The organism is Janthinobacterium sp. TND4EL3 (assembly GCF_900156175.1).
Taxonomy (GTDB): domain Bacteria; phylum Pseudomonadota; class Gammaproteobacteria; order Burkholderiales; family Burkholderiaceae_D; genus Janthinobacterium.
This window is the reverse complement of the sequence record NZ_FTMV01000004.1, coordinates 319217-333634: the sequence shown is the minus strand read 5'-3', so window position 1 is coordinate 333634 and position 14418 is coordinate 319217. Positions and strand designations below refer to the sequence as shown.

The following is a 14418-nucleotide window of genomic DNA, read 5'->3' as shown; positions in this document are numbered from 1 at the left end:
GTCGGTTGGCAGCAGTCGGACATGCGCCTGAGCAATATATTCTTCAGGCATCATGGTGCTGCTAGATCATAAACCAGTTTCCAGCGGTTTTTTCAACTTCCTTCTTGGCAATATCTGAAACACCACAGACCAGTTGCAACGCGCATGTTGCAATGGCGTTGCATGGGAATAAAATGAAACAAATCGTTTAGAATAAAGCATGCGCCGCCCTCCCCAACCTCCGCTCGACCACCGCGACAAACCCGTCATCTGGACCGTTTCCGTCTCGCGCCTGTTCGACCTGTTCCGCGACATCACGCTCGAATACGACGACCTGGCGACGATCGAGCCGATCAACCTGGGCTTCGACGACGCCGTGCGCCACATCCTCGAGCGCATGGCCACGGAGCGCTGCGACGCCGTCATCGCGGCCGGTTCGAACGGCGCCTACCTGAAAGGCCGGCTGTCGGTGCCCGTCATCATCGCCAAGGCCAGCGGCTACGACGTGATGCAGGCGCTGGCGCGCGCGCGGCGCATCTCGCCGCACATCGGCGTCGTCACCTACCAGGACCCGATGCCGGAACTGGGCGAATTTGCCGCCACCTTCGGCTTCCAGATCGCGCAGCGCACCTACGCCACCGAGGAAGACGCGCGCGCGCAGATCAATGAACTGAAGGCCGAGGGCGTCAAAGCCGTCGTCGGCGCGGGCCTCGTCACCGACCTGGCCGAGGAAGCGGGCCTGGCCGCCGTCTTCGTGTATTCCGCCACCTCGATCCGGCGCGCCTTCGACGACGCGCTGGAGCTGGCGCGCCTGACCCAGCTCGAATCGAACCGGGGACGGCGCACGGTGGTGGCCGACACCCTGCGCGCGCGCCACGGCCTGCACGACCTGCGCGGCGAATCGGAGGCGATGGAAGCGCTGCGCCAGTCGGTGGTGCTGTATGCGCGCTCGCCGGCGACGGTGCTGATCCAGGGCGAGACGGGCAGCGGCAAGGAACTGGTGGCGCAGGCCATCCACCGCGAAAGCCCGCGCAGCCTGGGCGCCAACCGCCCCTTCATCGCCATCAATTGCGGCGCCATCGCCGAGTCCCTGCTGGAATCGGAGCTGTTCGGCCACGAGGACGGGGCTTTCACGGGCGCGCGCCGGGGCGGCCATGCGGGCCTGTTCGAGGCGGCCAACCACGGCACCCTCTTCCTCGACGAAATCGGCGAAATGCCGCTGGCCCTGCAAACACGGCTGCTGCGCGTGCTGGAAGAGCGCGAAGTGGTGCGCGTGGGCGGCACGCGGCCCATCGCCATCAACGTGCGCATCATCAGCGCCACGCACTGCGACCTGGAGCAGCGCATCCGCGAAGGGCGCTTCCGCGCCGACCTGTTCTACCGCCTGGCCGTGCTGCGCCTGCATCTGCCGGCCCTGCGCGAACGCGCCAGCGACATTCCCGGCCTGGCCGAATGGTCGCTGAAAAACGCCCTGGCCGCGCTCGGCGCGCGCCCGCATCCGAACCTGCACGCGGAAGTGCAGGCCTGCGCGCCCCTGCTGCGCCGCTACGACTGGCCCGGCAACGTGCGCGAACTGCGCAACCTGGCCGAGCGCCTGGCCCTGTTCCTGGCCGCCGAGCCGCTGCAGGCGCTCACGCCCGCCTTCGTGCTGGGCGTGGCGCCGGAACTGGCGCAGGACACTGTTCCGGCGGCGTCGCCGGCAGCGCCGGCAGCCATCACGCCGCGCCCGGAAGACGAAAGCCCCAGCGCCGTACTGGCGCGCTTCGGCGGACGCCGCGACGCGGCCGCCCACTATCTCGGCATCAGCCGCACCACCTTGTGGCGCCGCCTGCGCGCCGGCTGATTTTCCCCGCATACGAAAAACATCATGGACGACTGGCCTCAGCTGCACGATTTATGGCAACGCTGCACGGGACATGGCGGCACTGCCGCCACTCGCGGACTGGCTCGCGACCAGCAGGACGTCAAGGCGCTGTATGCGCGCGGCATTTCGATGGAAGACGCGCTGCACTTCCTGTATCAGCAACGGCCGACCCTGCAAGCGTACACGGACTGGATCGCCGGGCGCACGCCGCCGGCGCGCATCAGGAGGTACTGTGCGCCGCCGAGCTGCGCCATTTCGAGGATCACGGCTATCTGGTGCTGCGCGGCGCCGTGCCGCCCGCGCAGTGCGCCGCCGCCCGGACGGCCATCTGGGATTACCTGGGCGCCTCGCCCGGCGAGCCTGCGTCGTGGTACCGGCCGCACCCGGGCAAGCGGGGCCTGATGCTGCAGTTTTCCGACCATCCGGCGCTCGAGGAAAACCGCCACAGCGCGCACATACGCCACGCCTACCGGCAGCCATACGACACAAGCGCCGGCGCCGGCGCCAGCATCTACGCCAGCATCGACAAGGTGAGCTTCAATCCGCCGGAAACGCCGCAGCACGGTTTCCTTGGCAGCGCCCTGCACTGGGACTTCAGCCTGCAACAGCCGATTCCGTTCAAGCTGCAAGGCATGCTGTACCTGAGCGACTGTCCGGCGCAGCATGGTGCCTTTCACTGCGTGCCCGGCTTCCAGCACCGCATCGCCGACTGGCTGCGGGAGCTGCCGCCGGGCGCCGCGCCGCGCGAATGGGCCGTCGGGAACCTGCAGCCCGTGGCCGTCGAGGGCAATGCCGGTGACTTCATCATCTGGCACCAGACCCTGCCCCATTGCGCCACGCCCAACCGCGGCCCGTCGCCGCGCATGGTGCAATACCTGACCTACCTGCCCGAACACTGCCTGGACCAGGACGAATGGATCTGAACCAGTCATCCCGGCCTGCCGCCGCTCATCCCGCAGCGCTGGCGGCGCGCTGCCCGCGCCGCTAGCATCGTCGTCAAGGAGGAACACATCATGAAACGAACACTGCAAACATTGACCTTGCTCGGTACCCTGCTGCTGGCGGGCGCCAGCCATGCCGCCGCGCCGACGGCATTCAAGGTGGACGTCACGGGCCAGGGCCGGCCCGTCGTCCTGATTCCCGGCCTGGCATCGTCGGGTGAAGTATGGCAAGGCACGGTGGCGCGCCTGTGCGGACCGCAGGCCGGGCGCCAGTGCCATGTGCTGACCCTGGCCGGCTTTGCCGGCGTGGCTCCCGTCGCTGGCGACGTGCTGGCGCAGGCGGAGCAGCAGCTGGCCGAGTACATCGTGGCGCACAAACTGGGCCAGCCGGCCATCATCGGCCATAGCCTGGGCGGCTTCCTCGCCCTGAAACTGGCGATCGACCATCCGCAGCAGGCGGGCAAACTGGTGATCGTCGATTCGCTGCCGGCGCTGGGCGCGACGCAGATGCCGAGCGCCACGCCGCAGCAGCTGCAAGCCATGTCCGCGCAGATGCAGGCGGCCATGCGGGTCCAGGACGCGGCGACCGCCAGCGCCAGCCAGCGCCGCACCGTCGCGGCCATGGCCAGCGCGCCGGCCGACGTGGAACGCATCATCGGCTGGGGCCAGCGCTCGGACCGCGAAACCGTCATCAGCGCCATGGGCAGCCTGATGGCCAGCGACCTGCGCCAGGACGTGGCGCGCATCACGTCGTCCACCCTGGTGCTGGGCACCTGGATCGCCTACAAGGACTATGCGCCGCGCGCTACCATCGAACAGACCTTCCGCAGCCAGTTTGCGCAGCTGCCAGGCGCGCGCATCGAGATGGCCGACACGGCGCGCCACTTCATCATGTACGATGAACCGGACTGGATGTTCGGGCGCATCGAACAGTTCCTGAACTAGGCCATGGCCGCGCCGGCCGAACGACCGCCGCTGCTGGCCAGAGTCAACTGGTACTGGACCTTCCAGCTGGCCGGCTGGGGCGCGCTCGCCCTGTTCAACAGCGTGTATGGCGGTTCCTCGCAGCTGCGCATCGTCGTGACGATTGCCTGCTGGGGATCGCTGGGCGGGCTGCTGCTGTCGCACCTGTGGCGCGGCGTCCTGCGCCAGCGCGGCTGGGCGGCGAACGGTTTGCGCTGGAAACGCATCGTGCCGGCGCTGGCCCTGCTGGCCGCCATCCAGACGGCCAGCGTGACGGCCGCCTTCCACGTCATGTATCCGCCCGATGTCCTGCGCGGCCTGGCCTGGCTGCCCGGCGCGCTGCTGTTCTGGTTCGGGGTATTCCTGACCTGGACGGTGTTTTACTTCACCGCGCTGTCGCTGCGCCGCGCCGCGCACCTGGAAGCGGAAACTCTGCGCCTGCAGCTGCATGGGCGGGAAGCGGAACTGCGCGCCCTGCAGGCGCAAGTCAATCCGCATTTTTTCTTCAACAGCCTCAATAGCGTGCGCGCGCTGATCTTCGAAGACCGCGACGCGGCCGCGCACATGATCGACCAGCTGGCCGGCCTGATGCGCCATGCGCTGCAGTCTGGCCAGCACGCGACGGTGCCGCTGGCGGCCGAACTGGACGCCGTGCGTGCCTACCTGGCCATCGAGCAGTGCCGCTTCGAGGAGCGCCTGCGCGTCAACTTTGCGATTGAGATCAGCGCTCCCGGCCTGGAACAGGTGCGCGTGCCGCCCATGGCCCTGCAAACGCTGGTGGAAAACGCCGTCAAGTACGGCGTCGAGACAAGCCCCGACGGCAGCGACATCCGCATCGCGGCGCGACGCGACGCTGGTGCGGGCATGCTGCAGATCGAGGTCGCCAACACTGGCGCCTTGCGCGCACCGGGCAACTCCACCTGCGTCGGCCTGCGCAATGCGCGCCAGCGCTTGCAGCTGGCCTGCGGCGAGCGCGCCAGCCTGGAACTGCGCGAACAGGCGGGTTGGGTGGTCGCCACCATATCCCTGCCGGAGCAGCCATGAACGGTCAGCCGCTCAAGCTACTGCTGGTCGATGACGAGCGCCTGGCGCGCGCCGAACTGCGCCGCCTGCTGGCGCCGCACGTGCAGCGCGGTGCGGTCGACATCGTGGGCGAGGCGGCCAGCGCGGCCGACGCCGTCGCGCAAATCGGCAAGCTGCGGCCCGACCTGCTGCTGCTCGACGTGCAGATGCCGGGCGGCTCCGGCTTCGACCTGCTGGCCGCCCTCGACGACGCGCCCGACGTCATTTTTTGCACGGCCTTCGACCAGTACGCGCTGCAGGCGTTCGAGGTCAGCGCCCTCGACTACCTGCAAAAACCCGTGCAGGCGGCGCGCCTGGCGACGGCGCTGGCGCGTGCCGGCGCGCGGGCGCAAGCCGTGCCGCCGCCCGTGCCGCGCAAGGTCTTCATCAAGGATGGGGAGCGCTGCTGGTTTGTGGCGTTTGACGATATCCGCCTGCTGGAATCGGAAGGCAACTACGCGCGCGTGCATTTCGGCGCGCAGCAGCCGCTGATGCTGCGCTCATTGAGCCAGCTGGAAGAACGGCTTGATCCTGCGCAATTCTTCCGCGCCAACCGGCGCCAGATCGTCAACCTGGCGCAGGTGGCGCAAGTGGCGCCGAATGCGGCCGACGGCCTCGACCTGCGCCTGCTGGACGGCAGCGTGGTCGAGGTGTCGCGCCGCCGCGCACTGCAATTCAAGGCCGCCACCGGCCTGTAGCCGGACTACTTCAGCGCGGGGATCGGCTGCGCCTGGAACGCGGGACGCGGCTGCTCCTTGAGCTTTTTCGCCAGCATGTCGAGCGCCACTTCCAGCTGGCGGTCGGCGCCATTGAAGGTGGCGTGCGGCGGATTGTCCACCTCGACGTCCGGCACCACGCCCACGCCTTCGATCAGCCACTGGCCGTCGACGCCGAACTGGCCGTTTTCCGCCACGCGCGCCATGCCGTTGTCGGCCAGGCGCGTATTGTCGCTGAGCCAGACGCCGGCGCCGGCCGTGCGCTTGCCCACCAGCGGCGCCAGTTTCAATGCCTTGATGCCGGCGGCGAAGGTCTCGCCATCCGAATACGTGAGTTCATCGACCAGCACCACCAGGTGGCCGCGGAAGGTGTTCTGCATGTTCGTCGATGGCTGCACGCCCGGCGGCGCCCAGTAGGCCCAGGCCTTGCGCAGCAGCTTTTCGATGATCCAGCTGTCGATATTGCCGCCGTTATTGCGCCGCACGTCGATGATCAGGCCTTCGCGGTTGATGTTGGCGTAAAAATCGCGCGCGAACGAGGCGATGTCGTTCGGACCCATGGCGCGCAAATGCAGGTAGCCGATGCGCCCCTGCGAGGCGGCCGCCACCTGCTCGGCGCGGCTCAGTTCCCAGTCGCCATAGCGCAGCGCCGTCTGTTTTGCCATGTTGACGGGCGTGACGATGACGGCGCGCGGCGCGCCCCCCTTGCCATTGCCCCGTTTGACCTGCAACAAGACCTGCTTGTCGGCCTGGTTCAGCAGCAGGTCGCTGATGTCGCGCGCGCCCAGGACGTCCTTGCCGTTGACGGCCGTGATCACGTCGCCTTCGCGCACGTCGACCTCCGGACGCGACAGCGGCGCGCGCGCCGACGGCAGTTCCGCTTCGCTGCGGTAGACATGCTCGACCCGGTAGCCCTCGTTTGTGCGCGCCAGCACGGCGCCCAGGCCCGCCGGCGTGCCTTCCTGCTCCGTGCGGCGCAATTCGCCGGGACGGATCTGCGAATGCAGGGCGCCCACCTCGGCCACCATCATGCCCAGCACGTCATTGAGCTCGGCCCGGTCCGTGACCCGCTCGACCAGCGGCGCATATTTGTCGCGCGCCGCCTTCCAGTCCACGCCGCGCATCTTCGCGTCGTACAGGAAGTCGCGGTGCAGGCGCCAGGCGTCGTTGAACATCTGCTTCCATTCCAGGCGCGGATTCGACACGAAGGTCCAGTCGTCGACTTTTACCTTCGCCTTCGACAGGTCGGACGGCAGCTTGGCGCCCGCCTCGATCACCAGCATCTCGCCCGGCCCCGTGGCCGCAGCCGTGCGGTAGTACAGGTGCTTTTTATCCGTCGCCAGGTCGAATTCGCGCACATTGGCCACCAGCAGTTCCGGCTTGGAGCCCGTATTGCCGATGGCGAGCGTCTTCAGGCTGGACTTGTTCTCGCCGCTGTCGCGCTCCAGGAAATACAGGCGCTTGTCATCCATGGCCAGCGCGCCGTAATTGCCCGGCGCCAGCGGCACTTCATACAGGCGCTCGGCCAGGCCCTTGAAGACGACGTCCGGCAGGGCGGTCGGCGTTTTCTTCACGGCCGCCTTGCCGCCGGCCTTTTCCAACGCCTTTTCCGCTGCCGATTCGGCCGCCTTTTCATCATCCGTCTCGGCCGGTTTCACTCCCGGACGGCTCAGCTCATCGTCGGGCTGGAACGGAAAACGGTTGCCCGGCTGCAATGCCAGCGCATACAGGCCGATGCGCTTGTCGAACACGGGCCCCATGTTGCGGTCACCCCACGGCGAACCGTTGGCCAGCTGGAAATTGCGCGCTGACATGAAATACAGCCAGCGCCCGTCCGGCGAAAACACGGGCGAGCCGGAGGTATAGCGGTCGCTGGTGACGAACTGCAGCTGCTTCGACGCCAGGTTGTACAGGCCGATCTGCTCGCGCTGCTCGTTGCTGGCCACGCGCACGATGGCCAGGTTGCGGCTGTCGGGCGACCATTGCACCTCGTCGTGCTTGTCCACGCCCGCCTTGCCCGCGTCATCGATCAGCTGGTTGCCCCTGGTAGCCAGGTCCAGCAGCCAGAAACGGCCCTTTTTATCCGTGTGCGCCAGCCAGCGTCCGTCCGGCGACGGGTACAGCTTCCAGCGGTGATTGTATCCCTGCGTCGTCAGCTGCTCACCCTTGCCCGAGCCATCGGCCGCGTACTTCCAGATTTCATTCTCTCCGCTCGTGTCGACGATGGCAAACACGGATTTTTCATCGCTGGAAAAGACGGCGTCGCGCGCCCGCGCCCCTTCCGGAATGGCGATGTCGACGCGGCGCAAGCTGCCCGTGCCGGCGATGCTGACGCGGCCCCTGGCAGTCAAGATGATGCGCTCATCCTTGCCCGACACCTGGACATTGCTCAAGGTATCGAGCGGCGAGCGGATCTGGCGCGCGCGCTGCTGGTCGAAGTCGGACACGAGGCTGATCGGCAATGGCGACGAGTCCGTCCCTGTGGCCAGGTCCAGTACCCGCAGGTCTGCGCCCAATTGATACACAATCTTGCCGTCGCCCAGGGACGCGTTGCGCACGTCCCACTGCGTGTGGCCGGTCAACGCGCGGCGCTCGGAACCGTCGGGCAGCATGCTCCACAGATTGTCGCCGCCGCCCGCGTCACTGATGTAGTAGACGCGGCCCTGCCACCACATGGGGCGCTTGTTGTTGCCGGCCTGCACGGCCGCATCCGTGTGCATGGGTACGGCCTCAGCCTTGCCATCGAGCGCATAGCGCCACAGGGTCGCATGCGCGCCGCCCCGGTAGTTGCGCACGTTGTCGTTGGTCACGGCCAGGCCGAAGCGCGTGAAATACAGGGTCGTGCCGGCATCGTCGAGCACGGCGTCGTTGGCGTCGGCCACGGGAAACACGCGCCGCGTCAGTTTCACGGGATCGATGGCGGCGACGATGCGGCGCGAGGCGGGACCGTCCGTATTTTGCGTGCTCACCAGCACTTCGCCCTGCGCCGTCCAGCCCAGCACCAGCACGCCGCCATTGTCAAAGGAAATGCGGCGCGGCAAACCGCCCGCCAGCGGCATCACATACGCTTCCTGCGCCCCCTCGTAGGCGGCGGAAAACGCCAGCCACTGGCCGTCGCGCGAAATCGCCGCGTTCGTTTCATAGCCGGGATGCGTGGTCAGGCGCTGCGCCGCGCCGCCGCGCAGATTGCTTTTCCACAAATCGCCTTCGGCCGTGAACACGACGGTATCGCCGCGCACGGCGGGAAAACGGAAATAACTTGTGGCGGGCGCGGCGGCAGCGCTGCCCAGCAGGCCGGCGGACAACAAGAGCGAGGCAAGAGTACGGGAAATTTTCATGTGGGCATCCAGATAGCGGTCAGGTGGCATGGACATCATGTCGATACCGGACAGCAATTCTGGCATAACCGCGACCAAAGAAAACCTTCTTTATTGCCCACAAAAGTGTAAAAAAACCCGCGCCACTTGCGTGGGGCGGGTTTCTTGAGCACTGCGTCGCAGCGAAAGGCGATTATTCGACTTCCACCGTTTCCGGCGCTGCCGTCGGCGCCGCATCTGGCGGTTCCGGGAATTCCAGCAAAACCTGGTCCTTGTCGTCGAGGTCGACGGTGACCTTGCCGCCGGACACCAGGCGGCCGAACAGCAGTTCGTCGGCCAGCGCCTTGCGGATCATGTCCTGGATCAAACGCGACATCGGCCGCGCGCCCATGAGCGGATCGAAACCTTTCTTGCCGAGGAAGGCACGCAGCTTCTCGGTAAACACGGCTTCCACCTTTTTCTCGTGCAACTGCTCTTCCAGTTGCATGAGGAACTTGTCGACCACGCGCAGGATGATTTCCTGGTCCAGCGCGCGGAAGCTGATGGTGGCATCGATACGGTTGCGGAACTCCGGCGTGAACATGCGCTTGATGTCGGCCATCTCGTCGCCCGCCTGCTTCGAATTCGTGAAGCCGATCGACGTCTTTTGCAGGCTTTCCGCGCCCGCATTCGTCGTCATGATGATGATCACGTTGCGGAAATCGGCTTTGCGACCGTTGTTGTCCGTCAAGGTGCCATGGTCCATCACTTGCAGCAGGATGTTGAAAATGTCCGGATGGGCTTTTTCAATTTCATCGAGCAGCAAGACCGCATGCGGCTTCTTGGTGATCGCTTCCGTCAGCAAACCGCCCTGGTCGAAACCGACGTAGCCCGGTGGCGCGCCGATCAAACGGCTGACGGCGTGGCGTTCCATGTATTCCGACATGTCGAAACGGATCAGCTCGATGCCGAGGATGAAGGCCAATTGCTTGGCCACCTCGGTCTTGCCGACGCCCGTCGGACCGGAGAACAGGAAGGAGCCGATCGGCTTGTCCGTCTTGCCCAGGCCCGCACGGGCCATCTTGATGGCCGAGGCCAGCGCGTCGATGGCCGGATCTTGCCCGAACACAACATTGCGCAAGTCGCGGTCGATCGTCTGCAGCTTGCTGCGGTCGTCCTGGTTGACCGTTTGCGGCGGGATGCGGGCGATCTTGGCGATGATGTCCTCGATCTCGGCCTTGCCGATGGTTTTCTTTTGCTTCGACTTCGGCAGGATGCGCTGCGCCGCGCCCGCTTCATCGATGACGTCGATCGCCTTGTCGGGCAAGTGGCGGTCGTTGATGAAGCGCGCCGCCAGTTCGGCCGCCGTCGACAGGGCCGAGGCCGAGTATTTCACGCCATGGTGCTCTTCGAAGCGCGATTTGAGGCCGCGCAAGATCTGCACGGTTTGCTCGACGGTCGGCTCGTTGACGTCCACTTTCTGGAAACGGCGGGAGAGCGCATGGTCTTTCTCGAACACGCCGCGGAATTCCGTGTACGTGGTCGCGCCGATGCACTTCAATTGACCGTTGGCCAGTGCCGGTTTCAGCAGGTTGGACGCGTCCAGCGTGCCGCCCGAGGCCGAGCCCGCACCGATGATGGTGTGGATCTCGTCGATGAACAGGATGCCGTTCGGATTGTCCTTCAGTTGCTTGAGCACGGCTTTCAGGCGCTGTTCGAAGTCGCCACGGTATTTGGTACCGGCCAGCAAGGCGCCCATGTCCAGCGAATACACGACGGCATTCTGCAGGATTTCCGGCACGTCGCTTTGCGTGATGCGGTAGGCCAGGCCTTCGGCGATGGCCGTCTTGCCCACGCCCGCCTCGCCGACGAGCAGCGGATTGTTCTTGCGGCGGCGGCACAGGATCTGGATGACGCGGTCGACTTCATCCTCGCGGCCGATCAGCGGGTCGATCCGCCCTTCGGCGGCGGCCTTGTTCAGGTTCTGCGTGAACTGGTCGAGCGGGCTTTCCTTCGGCTGGCCATCGACGGGCGCTTCTTCCACGCCTTCGGAGGCTTTCGCGCTTTCCGTGGACTGGTCCTTGCGCACGCCGTGCGAGATGAAGTTGACCACGTCCAGGCGCGTCACGCCCTGCTGGTGCAGGTAGTAGACAGCATGCGAGTCTTTTTCGCCGAAGATGGCCACCAGCACATTGGCGCCAGTGACTTCCTTCTTGCCATTCGAGGCGGACTGGACATGCATGATGGCGCGCTGGATCACGCGCTGGAAACCAAGCGTCGGCTGGGTGTCGACTTCGCCCGTGCCAGGCACGGTCGGCGTGTTATCGCCGATGAAATTGGTGAGGGTCTTGCGCAGGTCTTCAATATTGACCGCGCAGGCACGCAATACCTCTGCTGCGGAGGGATTATCCAGCAGTGCCAGCAGTAAATGCTCAACCGTGATGAATTCGTGCCGTGCCTGTCGAGCTTCGACAAACGCCATGTGCAAACTTACTTCTAATTCCTGCGCAATCATACTTCCTCCATCACGCACTGCAGGGGGTGCCCCGCCTTGCGCGCATGCGTTAAAACGAACTCCACTTTGGTACACGCTATATCTTTAGAGAACACGCCGCACACTCCTTTGCCGTAGCGATGAACACTGAGCATGATTTGCGTCGCCGTTTCACGGTCCTTGTTGAAATACTCCTGAATGATGGCCACCACAAATTCCATCGGGGTGTAGTCGTCATTGAGCAAGGCCACCTGGTAGAGCGGTGGCGGCTTCAGTACTTGCCGCTCCAGCAGGGTTTCTGTGTCGTGCTTGGTTGCCATACGCTTATTCTAATGCTTTCACAGTGGTTGTCATGCGCTATATCTGCGCGTTTCCAATTGTTTTCAATCTTACGCGTTTTCTTAATACTGCGCAGATGGCGACCTTGCCGCCGAAATCAAGAGTTGCTTTTTTGGTCGCCGTGAAGAATTTGGCAATATCGATGGAAAAGCGCTTGACTTCATTATTTATTCCGCCAACAATGCTGTATCGACTGTTGCAGTAATGTACAGCTTGATAAGAAGTGAGACGTCGAGGAGGGGGCAAGAAGCTTCTTGCTTTTATGGCTCGTGTGATTTGTTTTAATTTTGAAAGTTCTTTTTATGGCAACAGGTACAGTTAAGTGGTTCAATGATTCCAAAGGTTTTGGCTTCATCACTCCAGATGATGGCGGCGAAGATTTGTTTGCTCATTTCTCCGCAATCAACATGAACGGTTTCAAGACCCTCAAAGAAGGTCAAAAAGTTCAATTCGAAGTCACGCAAGGCCCTAAAGGCAAGCAAGCTTCCAACATCCAGGCAGCCTAAGCATCCCCTGCCCTCAGATGTGAAAAACCCCGTTTCCATGAAGCGGGGTTTTTTTTCGTCCGCCGGGCGTCGAGAGGCGACCTGCCCCGCGACGCCCGGCCGCATTCCTACATGTGCTCGATCATCACGTTGCCGAAACCGGAGCACGACACTTGCGTGGCGCCTTCCATCAGGCGGGCGAAGTCGTAGGTGACGCGCTTCGAGGCGATCGATTTTTGCATGGAAGAAATAATCAGGTCGGCCGCTTCCAGCCAGCCCATGTGGCGCAGCATCATTTCCGCCGACAGGATCAGGGAACCGGGGTTCACATAGTCCTTGCCCGCGTACTTCGGCGCCGTGCCGTGCGTCGCCTCGAACATGGCGACGGAATCGGACAGGTTGGCGCCCGGCGCGATGCCGATGCCGCCCACCTGCGCCGCCAGCGCGTCGGAAATGTAGTCGCCGTTCAGGTTCAGGGTGGCGATCACGCTGTATTCGGCCGGACGCAGCAGGATCTGTTGCAGGAACGCGTCAGCGATCGAGTCCTTGACGATGATGTCGCGGCCCGTCTTCGGATTCTTGAACTTGCACCATGGGCCGCCATCGATCAGCTCGGCACCGAATTCCTTTTGCGCCAGCGCATACGCCCAGTCGCGGAAGCCGCCTTCCGTGTACTTCATGATGTTGCCTTTGTGCACGATCGTCACGGAAGGCTTGTCGTTGTCGATCGCGTACTGGATGGCCTTGCGCACGAGGCGCTCCGTGCCTTCGATGGACACGGGCTTGATGCCGATGCCCGACGTGGCCGGGAAGCGGATCTTCGTCACGCCCATTTCCTTGACGAGGAAATCCATCAGCTTCTTGGCTTCGGGCGAACCTTGCTGGTATTCGATGCCGGCGTAGATGTCTTCCGAGTTTTCGCGGAAAATCACCATGTCCGTCTTTTCCGGCTCTTTCACGGGCGACGGCACGCCAGTGAAGTAGCGCACGGGACGCAGGCAGACGTACAGATCGAGCTGCTGGCGCAGGGCCACGTTCAGCGAGCGGATGCCGCCGCCGACGGGCGTCGTCAGCGGCCCCTTGATGGAAACCACGTAGTCTTTCAGCACCTGCAAGGTTTCTTCCGGCAGCCACACGTCGGGACCGTACACATTCGTCGATTTTTCGCCCGCATAGATTTCCATCCAGCTGATCTTGCGCGCGCCGCCGTAGGCCTTGGCCACGGCCGCATCGATCACCTTGATCATGACCGGGCTGATATCGATGCCCGTGCCATCGCCTTCGATGAAGGGAATGATGGGATTATCTGGTACATTCAGCGAAAAATCGGCGTTGACGGTGATTTTTTGGCCGTCAGCAGGTACAGTGATATGTTGGTACATCGTGATCTCCGAAGTGGGACGCACCGTGGGCAGCCCTGGCGGCCCGACGACGCGCTCTGCGGTTGCAGAGTTTACAAAAACAAGTCCGAACATGGCGGCAACAACACACTTTAGCAGGGAAAGAACAGCCGGGCCATCCGCAGCGTCAAAGAACCTCGTTGCCATACCGCCTATGTCTTCTATAAGACATAAGACTAACATTTCACATTATGCACCAGTATCTTACAGGGCGCCACGCTTTTGCGGCGCCGACCAGCAGCCACCCTCGTTTGCAGCAATTTATCCAGCATGCCACTCATCCTCTTCAATAAACCGTTCCAGGTCCTGTGCCAGTTTTCGCCGCAGGAAGGCCGCGCCACCCTGGCCGACCACATCACCATCCCCGGCATCTATCCGGCCGGCCGGCTCGACGCCGACAGCGAAGGCTTGCTGCTGCTGACGGACGACGGCCGCCTGCAGCATGAAATCAGCCACCCCGACCGCAAGGAGGCGAAAACCTACCTGGTGCAGGTCGATGGCGTGCCCGACGCGGCCAGCCTGGCGCGCCTGCAGGCGCCGCTGGACCTGGGCGACTTCATCACCAAGCCGTGCAAGGCCGTGCGCATCGCCGAGCCGGACTGGCTGTGGCCGCGCAATCCACCCATCCGCGCGCGCGCCGACAAGCCCACGTCCTGGCTGGCGATTACCTTGAAAGAGGGAAAAAACCGGCAAGTGCGGCGCATGACGGCCGCCGTCGGCCTGCCCACCCTGCGCCTCGTGCGCAGCGCCATCGGCCCGTTTTCACTGGCCAGCCACCCCTTGATGCCTGGCGAATGGTGCGAAGTGCCGGCCGAACACATCGGCAAGGCGTGAGCGGGGCAGGAAGAATGGCTACATGCGATCAATTATTTATTTTTA

At 64.1% G+C, this 14418-nt stretch carries 11 protein-coding genes; 7 read left to right on the top strand and 4 right to left on the bottom strand.

Features of this window, described 5'->3' with window-relative positions; all coding sequences use genetic code 11:
- The first annotated feature begins 199 nt into the window (after positions 1–199).
- The 5 genes from prpR (at position 200) to BXA07_RS09675 (ending at position 5507) form a co-directional block, all read left to right on the top strand.
- Positions 200–1822 (top strand): propionate catabolism operon regulatory protein PrpR, encoded by a 1623-nt coding sequence (prpR, locus tag BXA07_RS09695; RefSeq protein ID WP_076567618.1) that lies wholly within the window; start codon positions 200–202, stop codon positions 1820–1822.
- A gap of 53 nt (positions 1823–1875) precedes the next feature.
- Positions 1876–2766, top strand: coding sequence for a phytanoyl-CoA dioxygenase family protein (locus tag BXA07_RS09690; protein WP_076567617.1), 891 nt, complete (start codon positions 1876–1878; stop codon positions 2764–2766).
- A gap of 90 nt (positions 2767–2856) precedes the next feature.
- Positions 2857–3729 carry an alpha/beta fold hydrolase gene (locus tag BXA07_RS09685; protein ID WP_076567615.1) on the top strand — a complete coding sequence of 291 codons (873 nt, stop codon included), beginning with the start codon at positions 2857–2859 and terminating at the stop codon, positions 3727–3729.
- 3 nt (positions 3730–3732) lie between these two features.
- Positions 3733–4791 (top strand): sensor histidine kinase, encoded by a 1059-nt coding sequence (locus BXA07_RS09680; protein ID WP_076567614.1) that lies wholly within the window; start codon positions 3733–3735, stop codon positions 4789–4791.
- The gene (locus BXA07_RS09675) at positions 4788–5507 is read left to right on the top strand and encodes a LytR/AlgR family response regulator transcription factor (protein ID WP_076567612.1); all 720 of its coding nucleotides are present in this window, start codon (positions 4788–4790) and stop codon (positions 5505–5507) included. The genes BXA07_RS09680 and BXA07_RS09675 overlap by 4 nt, the downstream gene beginning before the upstream one ends.
- 5 nt (positions 5508–5512) lie before the next feature.
- On the opposite strand, the gene BXA07_RS09670 is transcribed toward BXA07_RS09675, so the two are convergent.
- The 3 genes from BXA07_RS09670 to clpS all read right to left on the bottom strand — a co-directional run bounded on the left by BXA07_RS09670 (position 5513) and on the right by clpS (position 11635).
- Positions 5513–8863, bottom strand: coding sequence for a S41 family peptidase (locus BXA07_RS09670; RefSeq protein WP_076567719.1), 3351 nt, complete (start codon positions 8861–8863; stop codon positions 5513–5515).
- Between the two features lie 172 nt (positions 8864–9035).
- Positions 9036–11336 (bottom strand): ATP-dependent Clp protease ATP-binding subunit ClpA, encoded by a 2301-nt coding sequence (gene clpA, locus BXA07_RS09665; RefSeq protein WP_076567610.1) that lies wholly within the window; start codon positions 11334–11336, stop codon positions 9036–9038.
- Complete coding sequence (gene clpS, locus BXA07_RS09660; protein ID WP_034751577.1) at positions 11333–11635, bottom strand: ATP-dependent Clp protease adapter ClpS; 303 nt, start codon at positions 11633–11635, stop codon at positions 11333–11335. Before clpS ends, clpA begins: the two co-directional genes overlap by 4 nt.
- Positions 11636–11956: 321 nt before the next feature.
- Between clpS and BXA07_RS09655 the strand changes: the two genes are divergently transcribed.
- Entirely contained in the window at positions 11957–12160 is a 204-nt protein-coding gene (locus BXA07_RS09655) for a transcription antiterminator/RNA stability regulator CspE (RefSeq protein ID WP_010395943.1), read from the top strand.
- Positions 12161–12267: 107 nt separating this feature from the next.
- Here the strand turns inward: BXA07_RS09655 and icd are convergent, their stop codons facing one another.
- Entirely contained in the window at positions 12268–13521 is a 1254-nt protein-coding gene (gene icd, locus BXA07_RS09650; RefSeq protein ID WP_076567608.1) for an NADP-dependent isocitrate dehydrogenase, read from the bottom strand.
- 288 nt (positions 13522–13809) lie between these two features.
- Between icd and BXA07_RS09645 the strand changes: the two genes are divergently transcribed.
- On the top strand, positions 13810–14373 hold the full coding sequence (locus BXA07_RS09645) for a pseudouridine synthase (protein WP_076567607.1): 564 nt from the start codon (positions 13810–13812) through the stop codon (positions 14371–14373).
- The last annotated feature ends 45 nt before the right edge of the window (positions 14374–14418 follow it).